We start from the raw sequence: 15,832 nt of genomic DNA on the forward strand, positions 1-15,832 counted from the left end.
CAGTCCAAATCGGCCTAGCCGGGCGGAAAATCAGGAAAACACGGTGGCGAATCACCGCAGTTTGAATGCTGCACTATAGGCGTCTGGCCGGTGAAAACCAAATCGCCGCAGCCATGGAATTGTGGGTATTTGAGTGCATATATGGGTATGAACAGGTCGCCTTCCAAGTGATCGTCCTCTGAGGGAATAACCATGCTCGCATCTGCAAGCCCATTTGTACCGCCGGCGCCTGTTCCGCGCACCAAACCGCCCTCGCGGTTTGAGATCATTCGCACGGTCATGCGCAATCCGCTGGAACTGTGGGGCGAGCCCTCATTCCGGCTGAAATGGATGAAAACCAAGTTCTTCAATGAACGCACACTGATCGCCAACCACCCCGGTCTGGTCCGCCATGTGTTGGTCGACAATGCGCAGAACTACCGGATGGCTACGATCCGGCAGCTTATTCTTCGTCCGATCCTGCGCGACGGTCTTCTTACAGCCGAGGGAGAGACCTGGAAACGCTCGCGCAAGGCGATGGCACCGGTGTTTACGCCGCGCCACGCACGAGGTTTCGCCGAGCAGATGCTGGCGCAATCACAGGCCTTCAAGGATCGCTATGTGGCGGCTGTGGACAGCAATTCCGGCACTGGTGACGTCCGCGACATTGCCGTAGACATGACCGAACTGACCTTCGACATCCTGTCCGCGACACTGTTTTCCGGTCATGTCGCCGGGTCCGAGGAGGAATTTGCCGGCGACATCGAACGGCTGCTGTCGACGATGGGCCAGGTTGATCCGATGGATCTGCTCAAGGCGCCGCGATGGATACCCCGGATCCGCCGGATGTTCGGTCAGAAGGTGCTCGACAAGTTCCGTGCCATCGTCAAGCAGACTATGGACGACCGGCAGAAAATGATGCGCGATGAACCTGACGCGGTGCCGGAGGATTTTCTCACGCTGCTGATCCGGTTGCATCATCCGGCCGGGCTGACATTGGACGAGATCGAGGACAACATCATCACCTTCATCGGTGCTGGCCATGAGACCACAGCCCGGGCGCTTGGCTGGACACTCTACTGTCTGGCCAATTCGCCGGCGGACCGCGAGAAGGTTGAGGCGGAAATCGATGAGGTGATTGCGCGTGAGCCTGATCCGGTGAAATGGTTGGACCAGATGCCCTGGACCCGCGCTGTGTTCGAAGAAGCGATGCGGCTTTATCCACCCGCACCATCCATCAACCGAGCCGCTATCACCGATGATTCATGGCAGGATGAAAAGGGTGAGACGGTGACCATCGAGGCTGGCACGACTGTGCTGGTCATGCCCTGGACCCTGCATCGCCACACGCTGTTGTGGGATCGTCCCGAAGCCTTCATTCCTTCGCGGTTCCTGCCGGAAAACCGGGGATCAATTGATCGCTATCAGTATCTGCCCTTCGGCGTCGGCCCGCGGATCTGCATCGGCGCGACCTTCGCGCTGCAGGAAGCGGTGATCGCGCTGGGCGCGCTTTTGTCGGAGTTTCGCTTCGACTGTGTCGCGGAAACCAAGCCCTGGCCGGTGCAGAAGCTTACCACCCAGCCCGAAGGTGGCCTGCCGATGCGTGTCAGCCGTCGACAGGGCAACGCAAGCCGATAGCGCCGCCGCTCAAACACCGGTATGACATCGGTTGAACCGGGCATGACCCGGATTGTGCGGGAATTGAGGGCCTAATGACATTACCGCTTTTTCTCGGGATCGACACCGGCGGCACATACACCGATGCTGTGCTCTACAGCGAAAGTGAAGGCATTCTCGCCTCCGCCAAGGCGCTGACCACCCGTCATGATCTGGCTGTCGGCGTGGCCGGCGCAGTGGAAACAGTGCTTTCGGATCTAAGTGGAGCGGCCGCGCGCATCTCGCTGGTTTCCCTGTCTACCACACTTGCCACCAATGCACTGGTCGAAGGTCAGGGTGGGCGTGCTGCGCTGGTGATGATCGGCTTTTCGCCGGAAGATTTGGGACGTGATGGTCTTGCAGATGCACTGGGCAATGATCCGGTGATCCAACTTCCTGGTGGACATGATGTCCACGGACGCGAAACCCCGCTCGATCTGACCTTGCTGGAAGAGCGGCTGGCATCGCTGCCAGATGAGGTCTCTGCAGTGGCGATCGCCGGATATTTCGCGGTGCGCAATCCCGCCCATGAAATCGCAGCGCGGGATCTGATCCGCGCCCGCACTGCATTGCCGGTCACCTGCAGCCACGATTTGTCGTCCAAGCTTGGCGGCCCGCGCCGGGCCTTGACCACCTTGCTCAACGCCCGGCTGATCTCCATGGTGGCGCGGCTGATCGATGCCACCAGTGGTTACCTCGAAAAGCGTGGCATCGACGCGCCGCTGATGGTCGTGCGCGGCGACGGCGCCCTGATTTCCGCCCAGGAGGCCTTGCTGCGGCCAATCGAAACCATTCTGTCCGGCCCCGCGGCAAGTCTTGTCGGCGCCCGCCACCTCACCGGGCTGTCCGACGCGGTGGTTTCAGACATTGGCGGCACCACCACCGATGTAGCCGTGCTTGAGAATGGCCGGCCGAGGCTGGACACCGAAGGCGCAACTGTCGGGCGTTATCGTACCATGGTCGAAGCGGTGGCCATGCACACATTCGGTCTGGGCGGAGATTCCGAAGTGCGGACCGAGGAGGCAGGCCTTGAAGCCGGGTTGATCCTGGGACCGCGCCGTTTGATGCCGTTGAGCCTGGCTGGGCAGCTCTGGCCGGACACCGTTGTGCCTGCCTTGGAACGGCAGTTGCGTGCTTCTTTTCCCGGCCGTCTGGATGGTCGTTTCGCGCTGCGCACCGGTCTTCCCGATGCGCTTGCCGCTGGCCTGGCCGCTCAGGAAAGCGCGCTTTACAGCAGAATCGAAGCTGAGCCCCAGCCGCTTGAAACCGTACTTACCGGAACCTCGCAACGCGCAACGCTGGATCGGCTTGTCGCCCGGGGGCTGGTGATGATTGCAGGCTTTACCCCCTCTGATGCGATGCATGTACTCGGACGGCAGGACCAGTGGAACGCCGAGGCAGCGCGTTTGGGTGCGGAGCTGTTCACCCGACGGAAGGCTGGCTCCGGCAAGGCGCTTGCCCAATCACCAGCCGAACTGGCGAACATGGTGTCAGAGCGGTTGACCCGGCAAAGCGCCGAAGCCATCCTCACTGCGCTGTTTGCCGATCAAGGGGTTCACGGCATCGATCCGAATCGCTCCGTGTTGATTGACCGTGCACTCAACCGGGCACCGGGCTTCGTCCGTTTCGGCCTCGGTCTTGATCGCCCATTGGTGGCTCTTGGTGCTTCTGCGCCGGTCCACTATCCGGCGATCGCGGCCATGCTTGATGCAGAAAGCTTCGTTCCCGTTCATGCCGGCGTTGCCAATGCCGTTGGTGCAGTCGTCGGCCAGGTGCGTGAAACCGTCATTGCCTTTGTCACAGAACCCGAAGAGGGCCGCTTTGCCGTCAATGGTGCTGGTGATGCCCGGATTGTCAAGAATCTCGATGAGGCTTTTGCCCTGGCCCGCGAGCTGGCACGGAACCAGGCGTGCGATGCCGCCATCCGCAGTGGTGCGGAAAACCCCGTCATCGAGAGTTTTGAGCACATCGACATGCCGCTCATTGAAGGGCTTGAAAAACTGGTGGAGGCCCGGTTCACGGCCATTGCTTCGGGCAGGCCCCGTATTGCCGGAAAATGAACCAACGGCAAATCACCTATTCCAAACTGGAACAAATCATTTGCACCTTAGATGAATTGACAGGCAATCAAGGGCACGTCAGGTTCCGGCCACATTTTGGCGGACTGGATTTCGCCCGACAAACGGAGACCGAGCGTGAACAGAATTGAGACAAATGGCCTGAAAATCAGCGCCGACTTGCATGAATTCATCGTCAATGAGGCCTTGCCCGGCACGGGTGTCGAGGCAGCCCGGTTCTTTGAGGCACTTGGCACTGCCATCGCTGAACTGGCGCCGAAAAACCGCGCGCTGCTCGCCAAGCGCGATGAGTTGCAGGAGAAGATCGACGCCTGGCACCGCGAACACGGTGCGCCGGTGGATCTGGATGTCTACAAGGACTTCCTCACATCGATTGGCTATCTGCTGCCAGAGGGTGGCGAAGTCCGGGTTTCTACCGAGAATGTCGATCCTGAAATCGCATCGATTGCCGGTCCGCAGCTTGTCGTGCCTGTTATGAACGCGCGCTTTGCGCTCAACGCTGCAAACGCCCGCTGGGGCTCGCTCTATGATGCGCTTTACGGCACCGATGCACTCGGCGACCTGCCTCAGGCGGGTGGATATGACCAGGCACGTGGCGCACGCGTGATTGCATGGTCCAAGTCCTTCCTCGACGACAGCGTTCCGCTCGGCAACGCCAAATGGGCCGATGTGACCGGTTTCGACTTCGAAAGCGGCGAACTGAAAATCAAGACCGCAGCAGGTGAGACGGCTCTGGCTGACCCGGCTCAATACACCGGCTTCAAGCGCGAGAGCGACAACGCCTACCGGCTCTATTTCCTCAAGAACGGCCTGCATGCGGTTGTGTTCGTGGACCCCGGCAGCGTGATCGGCAAGACCGATCCCGCCGGCATCGGCGACATTTCTCTGGAATCTGCTGTCACCGCCATCATGGACTGCGAGGATTCGATTGCAGCCGTCGATGCCGAGGACAAGGTGCTGGTTTACCGCAACTGGCTTGGCCTTATGAAGGGTGATCTCGAAGAGGAAGTGCACAAAGGCGGCAAGAGTTTTGTTCGCCGCCTCAATGGCGACATCGATTTCACAGCCCGTGACGGCAAGCCTGCGACCCTCAAGGGCCGTTCCTTGATGCTGATCCGCAATGTCGGCCATCTGATGACCAACCCGGCCATCCATGATGCTGACGGAAATGAGGTTCCCGAGGGCATCATGGATGCCTTCATGACCGGTTTGATTGCGCTTCATGACATCGGTCCCAATGGTCGTCGCGCAAACTCCGCCACCGGATCGATGTATGTGGTCAAACCGAAGATGCACGGTCCGGAAGAAGTGGCTTTTGCCGTCGAGATTTTCGGCCGCGTCGAAGCTGCACTCGGCATGAAGCCCAACACCATCAAGATGGGCATCATGGACGAGGAGCGCCGCACCACCGTCAACCTCAAGGAATGCATCCGGGCTGCAAGTCAACGGGTGGTGTTCATCAACACCGGCTTCCTCGACCGTACTGGCGACGAGATCCACACCTCCATGGAAGCCGGGCCGATGATTCGCAAGGGCGACATGAAGCAGGCGGCATGGATCGCAGCCTATGAAAACTGGAATGTGGACATTGGTCTTGAATGTGGTCTTGCCGGCCACGCCCAGATCGGCAAGGGCATGTGGGCCATGCCGGATATGATGGAGGCCATGCTTGAACAGAAGATTGGCCATCCCAAGGCCGGGGCCAACACCGCATGGGTTCCCTCACCGACCGCAGCCACGCTGCACGCCACGCATTACCACAAGGTCAATGTCGCCGATGTTCAGGCCGGACTGCGGTCGCGCAAACGCGCCAGCCTCGATGACATCCTGTCCATCCCAGTGGCGCGCAAACCGAACTGGACCCAGGAAGAGATCCAGCTTGAGATCGACAACAATGCCCAGGGCATTCTCGGATATGTGGTGCGCTGGATCGATCAGGGTGTCGGTTGCTCAAAGGTCCCCGACATCAACAATGTCGGCCTTATGGAAGACCGTGCCACGCTCAGGATCTCGGCCCAGCACATGGCCAACTGGATGCACCATGGCATTGTCAGCCGTGAGCAGATTGTTGAGACCATGAAGCGCATGGCCGAGGTGGTGGACGGCCAGAATGTCGGTGATCCGGCTTACCGGCCGATGGCGGCTGATTTTGACGGCTCAGTGGCGTTCCAGGCAGCACTCGAACTTGTGTTGGCAGGCCGTGAACAGCCCAATGGCTACACCGAGCCTGTGCTTCACCGCCGCCGCCTTGAGTTCAAGGCGAATATTGCCTGAGCCGCTCCTGGCTGATTGCATCGTCTCCACAAAAAAACCGCCCGGTTCGCATCGGGCGGTTTTTTACATGAGTATCGCAGACGCTTACTGCTTGACGACAACCTTGGCGCCTCTGCCTGGACGAACCCGGTCATAAAGGTCGATGATGTCCTGGTTCATCAACCGGATGCAGCCTGATGAGGCTGCCGTTCCGATCGAGTTCCACTCCGGTGTGCCATGCAAGCGGAACAGCGTATCCTCGCCATCTTCGTTGAAGAGATAGAGGGCGCGGGCGCCGAGCGGATTGCTCAGACCTGGCTTCATGCCATCCTTGCCATAGCGCGCCAGTTCCGGCTTGCGCTCAATCATCTCCTTTGGCGGTGTCCATTTCGGCCAGGCCTGTTTCCATGCGATATAGGCTTCGCCTTCCCAGGCAAATCCAGCTTTGCCGACGCCGATTCCGTAGCGGACGGCTTTCCGGCCCGGCAAAACGAAATAGAGATAGCGGTTGGGTGTATCGACAATGATCGTTCCCGGCTTTTCCAGCGTGCGGTAGCTCACAATCTGACGATGATAACGATCTTTGACCTTGCTGATCGGGACTGCCGGAATCCTGTATCCGGCATCCTTCACACTGCCATATTCGGACGTGAAGATTTGCGTCGTGGTGCCTGAAACACCGTCCTGAGAGCTTGAGCAGCCTGCAAGCGCAAGCGCAGCGATCATGCCAACGAGGGTAAGCAGAAAACGAGGTGTCATAGATGGTCTCTTCCGAAGCGAAGGAAATTGCGCCATTTGATTCGCGCGCACCTTGACCCGTTTTATTTTAAACAAATCTTAACCATGCAATCGGCTTTTTCGAAAAACATGGCCAAGGGTCCCGCTTTGTCATCACGCATTGCTTTTGTGCAACAAAGAAGCCGCCGTGCGTTGCGATCAGCCGACTGCCGTGCCACCTATTGGTAATGCCAATCGTCTCGCCACACAACGACAATCCGCTGATCGACGGACGTCAATCGGACCGGGCAATGATGGTGCGTCGCGGGGTGCAGCGATTTTTTTCGGATCTGCGGCTCTCGATGGTGCCGGAGATTGCACTTGCCTCGGGGCGCCGGGCCGACCTCATGGCGCTCAACGATAAGGGTGAAATCTGGATCGTTGAGATCAAGTCCTCGGTCGAGGATTTTAGATCAGACCGGAAATGGCCCGACTATCGGGCGCATTGCGACCGGTTGTTCTTCGCCACCCACTCCGGCGTTCCGCCAGAGCTGTTTCCCGAAGACTGCGGTTTGATCGTATCCGATGGCTGGTCCGCGGATCTGTTGCGCGAGGCGCCTGAGCATCGGCTGGCGGCGGCTTCAAGAAAAGCGGTGCTGCTGCGTTTTGCTCGCGCTGCGGCAGACCGTCTGCTTCAAGCCGAATTGTCAGCCAACCCGATCTGAAGGGCATCTCTGTCAGAGATGCGCGATCCATGCTTGAACGGCGGGGATCCTCAGCGAGGTGCACGCTTGGCGAGTATGCGTTGCAGCGTGCGTCGATGCATGTTCAGCCGCCGCGCGGTCTCGGACACATTGCGTTCGCACATTTCATAAACCCGCTGGATATGCTCCCAGCGAACCCGGTCTGCGGACATCGGATTTTCGGGCACCTCAGCCCGCTCACCGGGTTTGCGGGTCAGGGCAGCAAACACCTCGTCGGCATCGGCGGGCTTTGCAAGGTAGTCGATTGCCCCCAACTTTACCGCAGTCACCGCGGTCGCAATATTGCCATAACCGGTCAGCACGATGATCCGGGTGTCGTCGCGCCGCTCACGGATCGCTTCGATGACATCGAGCCCGTTTCCATCCTGCAGCCGCATGTCGACCACTGCATATTTGGGTGGATGATGGCGTGCCTTGGCGAGGCCTTCAGCGACGGTCTCGGCAATGTCGACTGCAAAGCCACGCGCTTCCATAGCGCGGGCAAGTCGTCGCAGAAACGGTCCGTCATCATCGACAAGCAGGAGCGATGCATCCGGTCCGATGGACTGGGTTTCTGTCAGATTGGCAGTGTCGCTGGTCATATTTCACCTCAAGGGCGCTAAAACGCATTCTCTCCTACTCGATTTAATGCGTTCGTGCGATTTATCCAGTTCCAGTCGGTGCAATCCGGCTGGAATCCGCACCCAGGACGTCCATTTTCTCTCTTGGCCATCTGACTTGTACATGTGCGCCGGTGGCCGGGAGCGGCCGATTCGCAAAAGAAAGGGTCGCCCCCGAACGCTCGAGCAGGGTCTTGGCGATGAACAGGCCGAGGCCCAACCCCCCGGCTTTCTCCCTGTCCAGCCGGCTGCGCCTGTTCATGAACGGGACACCGATCTGGGTCAGCACATCGGGCGCAAATCCGGGGCCGTCATCATCAATAGTGATGCTGACCCGGTCTGCATCATGCGACACGGTCACCGTGACCTGACTGTCTGCGAAATCGACAGCGTTTTCGATCAGATTGCCAAGGCCGAAAATGATGCCGGGATTGCGCCGGCCCACAGGCTCCTTCAAATCACTGTCGCCACTCACCACCTCGATCGCGATGCCGAACTCCCGGTGTGGTGCAATGATCTCTTCGATCAATGATCCAAGTGGCAACCGCGCCATATGGACCTCGTCCTGGGTCGAAAGAGTGGTCAGGCGCCGCAGGATATCGCGGCAGCGTTCGCTCTGGCTGCGCAACAGCATTATGTCATCAGCGAATCGCGGGTCACTCGCCAAAGCCTTTTCCATTTCCCGTGCCACCACTGAGATCGTGGCAAGCGGCGTTCCCAGTTCATGTGCCGCCGCTGCCGCCAGGCCGTCGAGTGCAGAAAGATGTTGCTCACGCTGCAGCACCAGCTCAGTTGCAACCAGCGCATCTGCGAGCTGAGTGGCCTCTGCAGAAACCTGATAGGCATAGACAGCCGCAAAAACCGTCGTTGAAACGATGGCAATCCAGGCTCCGACGATCAGCAGAAACGGAACCTCGAAATCACTGTCGGGATACCAGGGCAGCGGCAGTGAATAGAAGGCAAGCAGCGTCACCGCTGCCACCGAAAGCGCACCCAGGCCGACCGTATGCCGCACCGGTTGAGATGCTGACGAGATGATCACCGGGACGCACAGCAGAACCGAGAAGGGATTGGCAAGGCCTCCGGTCATGAACAGCAGGCCTGAAAGCTGCAGAACGTCGAAGGACAGCACCGCCATGGCCCCAAGCGGCGGCAGCCGGTGGGCCGCGGGAAACCGTACCGACAAAAACACATTGAGCCAGGCCGAACAGGCGATCAACGCAAAACACAGCGCCTCGGGAAACTCGAAACCGTAGCCATGAGCGATAATGACAACTGCGAGGCTCTGGCCTGCAACTGCCAGCCAGCGCAGCCGGGTCAGCGTTTGCAGCCGCAGGCGGTGGCGAAGCGATTGGTCTTCAAGAAAGGGCGGAAAAACTGTCATGCGCCTGATTTACTCTGCTGTTGCAAGGCGCGGCAATGGTTTTTCACCGGGTGCGCGGTTTGGCCCGCCGTGTCGGCTCCGCCTCGCCTGGGTTTTCGGGCCAGGGATGGCGTGGATACCGGCCGCGCATCTCGCTGCGGACATCAGCCCATGACCCCTTCCAGAAACCGGGAAGATCTCGCGTGGTCTGGATCGGGCGCTGCGCCGGCGACAGCAATTCCAGCGTCAGCGGCAACCGCCCGCCACCGATTGAGGGATGCCCAGACAGACCGAACAACTCCTGCACCCGGATCGCCACCACCGGTCCTTCCTCACCATAACGGACCGGAAGCCGTGATCCGGTGGGTGCCTCGTAGTGAGTCGGCGCCAGACGGTTGATCTCCGTTTGGGCGCCAGGTGCGCAAAGTGACAGCAAGCCCTGATGAAGTCCGTCTCGGTCAATGGTCTTCAGCGCCGTAATTCCCGGCTGAAACGGCGCGAACCAGGTTTCGAGACTGTCCAGCAAGGCTGCATCTGATACATCCGGCCATGGGTCACCAAGGCTTTGGTGCAGAAAGCCGATTCGATCTCGCAATTGCTGCCCAGCAGCCGAAAAAGGCAGGCACCTGAGCCCCAGCTTGCGAATCCCGGCACAAAGTGCGGCCATTGCCTCAGAAGTTTCGGGCTTTGGCAGCGGCGCTTCGGCAAGCGTGATTGCACCAAGCCGGGTGACACGCCGCGCCCGAACTGCGCCGCTCGCCTCGTCAAAGACGCATTCCTGCTTTGTTTCTGCCCGATCGGCCAGAAGCTCGTCGAGTTCAGACCCTGCCAGTTCGGCTGCGGCGAGAACCCGCGCCGCCTGGGCCTTGCCGCTCAGATCGGCCACCACGATGTAACCTGCGCCGGCCAGCCGATCTGTTTCGTCAATCACCGCACCACGCCCATTGGCAAGCACGAATTGCCCGCGCCCGCCCCGCTGTTTCGCGACCCGGTCCGGAAAGGCGGTGGCGAGCAGTCCTGCGGCCCCCGGCATTTCGGAACGCTCCGCTTTGCGTCCGGCTCCGGCCAGGCGCCCGGCCAGCGAGCGCGCCGCCGATGCCCGCGGACTGCGGTCACTGCGAAAGCGCTGCCAGCGGACGTCGAGGTCCGTTGCGGTGCCGCCAAGCCCCTGTTCTGTGAGCAGAACCGCCAGTTCTGCTGCGGCCTGCCCAACGCCCTGCTCGCGCCCGGCAACCACCATGGCGGCCAGTCGTGGCGGCAGCGCCAGCGCCCGCATCTGCTGGCCACGTGGTGTCAGCACACCTTTCGCATCAATTGCCCCAAGACCGGTGAGAAGGCTGCGGGCCTCCTCGATCGCCGGGCCGGGCGGCCCATCGATAAAGCGTAGTTCACGCGGGTCGGAGACACCCCAGGCTATGCAATCGAGCACCATCGAGGCAAGATCGCTCGCCAGGATCTGAGGTGTTGCAAAGGCAGGCAGCGCCTTGCCCTGCTCTTCCCTCCAGAGCCTGACGGCAATGCCTGGTTCGGTGCGTCCGGCACGGCCTGCCCGTTGATCAGCGGACGCGCGCGACGCGCGCACGGTTTCGAGCCTTGTGATGCCGGTCGATGGCTCATAGACCGGTTGCCGCACAAGGCCGCTGTCGATGACGATGCGCACACCATCAATCGTGATCGAACTTTCCGCGACTGTGGTCGCCAGCACCACCTTGCGCCGCCCCTTCGGCGCCGGGCGGATCGCGGCATCCTGTTCGCCCGATCCAAGCCCGCCATAAAGCGGCTGCACATCTGTCTCAGGCCCCAATCGGCTCTCAAGCGCCTGTTCCACCCGCTTGATTTCGCCCTGGCCCGGCAGAAATGCGAGAATCGAACCGCTCTCTGCACGGTGCAGGGTCTCGATCGCACGGGTCATGCTGAGCTCTATGCGTTCACCTGCAGTGCGGTCCAGATGCCGGATCTCGACCGGATGGCTCCGGCCCTGGCTCTCTATCACCGGGCAATTTTCAAGCAGGGTCGCAACCCGGGTCGTATCAAGCGTTGCAGACATCACCACAATGCGCAGATCCTCGCGCAGTCCGGACTGGATATCGAGCGCCAGCGCCAGGCCGAAATCGGCCTCCAGGGCGCGTTCGTGGAACTCGTCAAAGATCACGCATCCTATGCCTTCAAGATCCGGCGATTCCAGCGCCATGCGGGTGAACACGCCTTCGGTGACCACTTCGATGCGGGTGTTGCGTGAGACCCTGGTGTCGAGCCGCATACGGTAGCCCACCGTCGCGCCGACCTCTTCGCCGAGCATTGCAGCCATCCGCCGTGCGGCGGCGCGCGCGGCGAGCCTGCGGGGTTCGATCAGGATGATCTTGCCTTCAAGCCAGCCTTGTTCGCGAAAGACCAGCGGAGCGAGAGTCGTCTTGCCGGCTCCCGGCGGGGCAGCGAGAACAGCGCGCGAGTGATGTGTCAGCGCCTCGCACAGCGCCGGCAGGACGTCACAGACCGGCAGGCTGGCGAAACGCGCGGCAATCCCGTTCACGATTGGCCAACCCTGTGGACTTCTCCGCCCGCAGCGCCCGCGTCGGCCTCATCATGGGTGACCAGCACAACCGGCAGGCCTGCGCAGCGCGCCTTGGAGAACACCATCTGCCGGGTCTGGTCACGCAGATGGGCATCAAGCTTGGAAAACGGCTCGTCGAGCAGCAGCAGTCTGGGTTGCGACAGCAAGACCCGTTGCAGCGCCACCCTTGCCTTCTGCCCGCCTGAAAGGGTGTCCGGATCGCTGTTTCCGAACCCCGCAAGGCCTGCATCCTCAAGCGCCGCCTCGGCCATGGCCCGGCGTTGCTTGCGTCCGCGCACCGTGTCCGGGATTGCAATCGCAATGTTGTCGGCGACACTGAGATGGGGAAACAGCAGCGGGTCCTGAAACAGGATGCCGGCATGACGCTTCTCTGCCTCAAGGGCAATCAGATCGATACCATCAACATAAACACCACCGCTTGCGGTAAAAGCCGGGTCGAGAAAACCGCCGAGATAAGCCAGAAGCGTCGATTTGCCTGATCCGGAGGGTCCCATTACCGTCAGCGTTTCGCCGCACCTTATCCGGGCACTGATCGAAACGAGCTCCCGGCCTTCAAGCGCGATGCGCACATGGTCCAGAACCAGTCCCTGATTGTCTGTCATGCTGTTCATCATTACACCCGCAAACCGCGCCGGTTGCGGAATATCAAGCCTGGCAGCCCCATTGCAATGGCGAAGGCGATAAATGGCAGCAGTGTCTGCATGAAGGCATAAACGCCAATCACCCTGCGGTTGCCGCCCGCAGCCAGCGCCACGGCCTCCGTCGTAACCGTGGTCAGACGGCCGGCGCCGATCAGCAGGGTTGGCAGATACTGGCCCACTGAAACCGAAAACCCGACCGCGGCTGCGGTCAAGATCGCGCGTGTGAGCATCGGCAGTCTGATGTGCAGAAGCGCCCGGCCCCGGCTTATGCCGAGCCCGGCCGCGATCTGGTCGTGCCGCCGGTCATGGGCGCGCCACGGGTCGCTGAGCGAAAGGAAGACATATGGAAGGACAAACACCAGATGGGCCAGCACCAGCGCGCCGAAGCTCGCGTCGACACCGAGCCAGATTGAAAGCACCTGCAGCCCGAACATGAAGGAGATCTGCGGCACGATCAGGGGAAGATAGATCAGCAGCAGAGCGTCGCGCCCGCGCCCGGTTTCATATTCACGTTCCAGGCACAGGATGGTCAGAACCAGGGCGATCAACGTCGACAGACCGGCCACGGCCAGCGTGGTTGCAAGCGGTCCACTCATCCTTGGCATGGCCTGCATCCACGATCGCATACTGAAGTTCGCAGGCAAGGCATCGGGGAACTGCCAAAGCCCGGAAACAGACCAAAGCGCCAGGATCGCAATTCCGCCAAACACCACAAGCGCCGAGCTCGACATCATTAGCCGTGCCAGGATTCGAACAATCAGGTCCCGGCGCATGCGCGCCCCTCTGTCGCGGACAAGGCACACAGCCAGAGCGCCGATGCGTTCGATCACAACCCAGATCAGCAGTGCGGCAAGGGTGACGCTCAATTGCATCACCGCGCCGGCCGATGCCAGAAACCGGGTTTCAAGATTGGGATCGTTCATCCAGTCAATCAACCGGACCGGCAGGGTGGGCGGCAGGTGCGGCCCCAGGATCAGTGCCACATCAACCACCGATGTCGCATAGGCCACCACGGCGAACACTGCGAGCCGGATCTGCCGGTAGAGTGGCGGCCACAGGAGGAATGTAAAGCTGGCGATCCGGCCATAGCCGAGCGAACGTCCCAGCCGCATGGTCTCGGAGTGCCGGGTCTGTGGCAGAGCTGCCAGTGTCACCAGAAACAGGAACGGGATTTCCTTGACGATCAACCCGGCCATCATCGACAGTGCCATCGGGTCGTTGACGATCAGCAGGTCGGGGGGCCGGTCAAGCCCGGTGGCCCATGGTGAGATCAGCCGCATGATCATGCCTGACGGTGCAATCATGAAGGCCAGCCCGAAAGCCGCCGCGGCGTGGGGCACCGACAGCAATGGCGAGATCAGCCGGCGCACCCGCGAGAAGGTCGTTGTTCCCAGATCGCTGGCGACAAAGGCCGCCACGGTGCCGAGCGAAATCAGCGTGGTGACCAGCCCGATCAGGATCGACAGCAGCGCCGAGCGGGCGATTCCAGGCTGTGCGCCAAGCACGCCGAAATGCTCTGTGGTGAAATGCTCGCCGCCCAGCTCCGGCAGGTAGCCAAACGCGGGAAGCGCGGTTCCCGCGAGCCCGAAGACCAACGGCCCCAGAAGGACGGCGAGCGTGAGCGGCGGCGCCACTCGCGCCAGGCGGACACCGCCCACCTTCATCTCCTGGGTGCTCCGTCATGTGCCATGAGGTCAGCATACACCACATAACCAAACCAGAAGCGGCGGGTCGGATTATATGGCGCAAGGCCCGGGATGCCGCGGCATCCTTTGGCTGTCATGACGGTCGCCGTGCCAGCGCGCCGGTCTCAGTTGGCCGCACCATAGCGGCGAACCCACTCACCCTCGATCCGCTCCATCCAATCGGGATGGGGCTCATCAAGTGCCGGGCCGAGTTCGTCGGGCTTGAGGGTGGCGATGCCCAGATCCAGCGCGTCGAACGCGGCGCGGTCTTCATCCGAAAGCTTGTCCATGGACAGCACGGTCGGGTCGCCCCAGATTGCCGGATCCTGCTTGCGTGCCTGCGCTTCCGGCGAAATCAGGAAATCAGCCAGCACCAGCGCGCCTGCCTTGGCTGCTGCATTGTACGGGATGGCGACAAAATGCGTGTTGCCGAGTGTACCTGCGGGATAGGTGAAGGAACGCACGGTATCGGGCAGTTCGCCCGCTGCGATACCCGCCGAAGCCTCGGAAGGGTTGAAGGCGAAGATGATGTCGAGCTCGCCATCGGCCAGCTTCTGCTTCATGTCGGGATAATTCTGCGGATAGGCCTTGCCGCTGCGCCAAAGATTTGGGTGCAACGCATCAAGATAGGCAAACAGCGGCGCGGCGTCTTCTGCAAAACTTGCATCATCAACCGGCTTTGAGAGTTTGGATTTGTCGACGATGACTTCCGAAAGCACCTGCTTGAGAAATGACGAGCCGATGAAATCCGGCGGTTGCGGATAGGAAAAGCGTCCTGGATTTTCCTGGGCCCATTTCAGAAGATCGGCCGAGGACTGGGGAACACTGTCAGCGGGTGTGCGCGCGGTGTCATGGAAGAACACCAGCTTGGCACCGCCCCACGGGCTCTCGAGTCCGTCGGTGGGAATGGTGAAATCAGTCAGAATTGTCGGCTTGTTCTCATGGTCGACATAGGCCCAGTTGGGCAGGCCGGTGGTCCAGTCCGGCGACATCAGCAATTCCTGCCGTTTCATCGAGGCGAAATTCTCGCCATTGATCCAGATGAGATCGACCGATCCGCCTTCGTTCTTCCCGGTCGCCTTTTCCGCCAGAACCTTTGCCACGGCATTCGCCGTGTCATCGAGCTTTACGTGAACCACATTGACCCCGTAGCGCTCCTTGAGCGTGCTGCCGGCCCAGTCGATATAGCTGTTGATGTTTTCCGAGCCGCCCCAGGCATTGAAATAAACGGTCTGGCCGCGCGCTTCCTCTAGCACGGCATCCCAGTTCCGCGGATCCGGATCAGCGGCCAGAGCTGGTTGGGACAACGCCATGGCGGCGGTCAAAACGCCAGCAAAGAAGGTCGAAATCTTGATCATGAAAGTCCTCACCAAAAAGCAAACTGCAGGGCCAAACACCACAGGGGCAGATTTCCGTCAATTGTCGCGGCCTTTCAACAGCGTCACAATTTGGTGATTCGCATGTGTGAAGGCTGCTGTGGGCTGCAAGCGCCGTGATGACGGTCGGGATCCGGTTGGACAAACAC

The 15,832-nt window shown here is 60.8% G+C and carries 11 protein-coding genes; 4 read left to right on the forward strand and 7 right to left on the reverse strand.

What is annotated here, in order from left to right; translation table 11 throughout:
• Positions 1-192: 192 nt before the first annotated feature.
• The 3 genes from HPDFL43_RS00295 to HPDFL43_RS00305 all read left to right on the forward strand — a co-directional run bounded on the left by HPDFL43_RS00295 (position 193) and on the right by HPDFL43_RS00305 (position 5,987).
• Complete coding sequence (locus HPDFL43_RS00295; RefSeq protein WP_156970142.1) at positions 193-1,617, forward strand: cytochrome P450; 1,425 nt, start codon at positions 193-195, stop codon at positions 1,615-1,617.
• A gap of 74 nt (positions 1,618-1,691) precedes the next feature.
• Entirely contained in the window at positions 1,692-3,695 is a 2,004-nt protein-coding gene (locus HPDFL43_RS00300) for a hydantoinase/oxoprolinase N-terminal domain-containing protein (RefSeq protein ID WP_007199546.1), read from the forward strand.
• A gap of 135 nt (positions 3,696-3,830) precedes the next feature.
• Positions 3,831-5,987, forward strand: coding sequence for a malate synthase G (locus tag HPDFL43_RS00305; RefSeq protein WP_007199547.1), 2,157 nt, complete (start codon positions 3,831-3,833; stop codon positions 5,985-5,987).
• 84 nt (positions 5,988-6,071) lie between these two features.
• On the opposite strand, the gene HPDFL43_RS00310 is transcribed toward HPDFL43_RS00305, so the two are convergent.
• Entirely contained in the window at positions 6,072-6,725 is a 654-nt protein-coding gene (locus HPDFL43_RS00310; protein WP_007199548.1) for a L,D-transpeptidase, read from the reverse strand.
• A gap of 206 nt (positions 6,726-6,931) precedes the next feature.
• Here HPDFL43_RS00310 and HPDFL43_RS00315 point away from each other — a divergent pair, with 206 nt between their 5' ends.
• Positions 6,932-7,408: an MmcB family DNA repair protein gene (locus tag HPDFL43_RS00315; protein ID WP_007199549.1), complete on the forward strand. Its 477-nt coding sequence runs from the start codon at positions 6,932-6,934 to the stop codon at positions 7,406-7,408.
• A gap of 50 nt (positions 7,409-7,458) precedes the next feature.
• Here the strand turns inward: HPDFL43_RS00315 and HPDFL43_RS00320 are convergent, their stop codons facing one another.
• From HPDFL43_RS00320 to HPDFL43_RS00345, 6 genes are all read right to left on the reverse strand, one after another.
• The gene (locus HPDFL43_RS00320; RefSeq protein WP_007199550.1) at positions 7,459-8,028 is read right to left on the reverse strand and encodes an ActR/PrrA/RegA family redox response regulator transcription factor; all 570 of its coding nucleotides are present in this window, start codon (positions 8,026-8,028) and stop codon (positions 7,459-7,461) included.
• Between the two features lie 61 nt (positions 8,029-8,089).
• The gene (locus HPDFL43_RS00325; protein ID WP_007199551.1) at positions 8,090-9,430 is read right to left on the reverse strand and encodes an ActS/PrrB/RegB family redox-sensitive histidine kinase; all 1,341 of its coding nucleotides are present in this window, start codon (positions 9,428-9,430) and stop codon (positions 8,090-8,092) included.
• A 43-nt stretch (positions 9,431-9,473) separates the two neighbouring features.
• Positions 9,474-11,939 (reverse strand): ATP-dependent helicase HrpB, encoded by a 2,466-nt coding sequence (gene hrpB / locus HPDFL43_RS00330; RefSeq protein WP_007199552.1) that lies wholly within the window; start codon positions 11,937-11,939, stop codon positions 9,474-9,476.
• Entirely contained in the window at positions 11,936-12,583 is a 648-nt protein-coding gene (locus tag HPDFL43_RS00335) for an ATP-binding cassette domain-containing protein (protein WP_156970143.1), read from the reverse strand. Before HPDFL43_RS00335 ends, hrpB begins: the two co-directional genes overlap by 4 nt.
• Before the next feature lie 11 nt (positions 12,584-12,594).
• The gene (locus HPDFL43_RS00340; RefSeq protein ID WP_007199554.1) at positions 12,595-14,286 is read right to left on the reverse strand and encodes an ABC transporter permease; all 1,692 of its coding nucleotides are present in this window, start codon (positions 14,284-14,286) and stop codon (positions 12,595-12,597) included.
• Between the two features lie 146 nt (positions 14,287-14,432).
• Positions 14,433-15,620, reverse strand: coding sequence for an ABC transporter substrate-binding protein (locus HPDFL43_RS00345; RefSeq protein WP_245271161.1), 1,188 nt, complete (start codon positions 15,618-15,620; stop codon positions 14,433-14,435).
• Positions 15,621-15,832: the final 212 nt, after the last annotated feature.

It is taken from the genome of Hoeflea phototrophica DFL-43 (assembly GCF_000154705.2).
Classification (GTDB): Bacteria; Pseudomonadota; Alphaproteobacteria; order Rhizobiales; family Rhizobiaceae; genus Hoeflea; species Hoeflea phototrophica.

What these genes read in the sequence shown, in the direction of transcription:
- HPDFL43_RS00295 (WP_156970142.1), top strand. Translation starts at nt 193, where the DNA reads ATGCTCGCATCTGCAAGCCCATTTGTACCGCCGGCGCCTGTTCCGCGC.
- HPDFL43_RS00300 (WP_007199546.1), top strand. Translation starts at nt 1,692, where the DNA reads ATGACATTACCGCTTTTTCTCGGGATCGACACCGGCGGCACATACACC.
- HPDFL43_RS00310 (WP_007199548.1), bottom strand. Translation starts at nt 6,725, where the DNA reads ATGACACCTCGTTTTCTGCTTACCCTCGTTGGCATGATCGCTGCGCTT.
- HPDFL43_RS00315 (WP_007199549.1), top strand. Translation starts at nt 6,932, where the DNA reads ATGCCAATCGTCTCGCCACACAACGACAATCCGCTGATCGACGGACGT.
- HPDFL43_RS00320 (WP_007199550.1), bottom strand. Translation starts at nt 8,028, where the DNA reads ATGACCAGCGACACTGCCAATCTGACAGAAACCCAGTCCATCGGACCG.
- HPDFL43_RS00325 (WP_007199551.1), bottom strand. Translation starts at nt 9,430, where the DNA reads ATGACAGTTTTTCCGCCCTTTCTTGAAGACCAATCGCTTCGCCACCGC.
- HPDFL43_RS00335 (WP_156970143.1), bottom strand. Translation starts at nt 12,583, where the DNA reads ATGACAGACAATCAGGGACTGGTTCTGGACCATGTGCGCATCGCGCTT.
- HPDFL43_RS00340 (WP_007199554.1), bottom strand. Translation starts at nt 14,286, where the DNA reads ATGAAGGTGGGCGGTGTCCGCCTGGCGCGAGTGGCGCCGCCGCTCACG.
- HPDFL43_RS00345 (WP_245271161.1), bottom strand. Translation starts at nt 15,620, where the DNA reads ATGGCGTTGTCCCAACCAGCTCTGGCCGCTGATCCGGATCCGCGGAAC.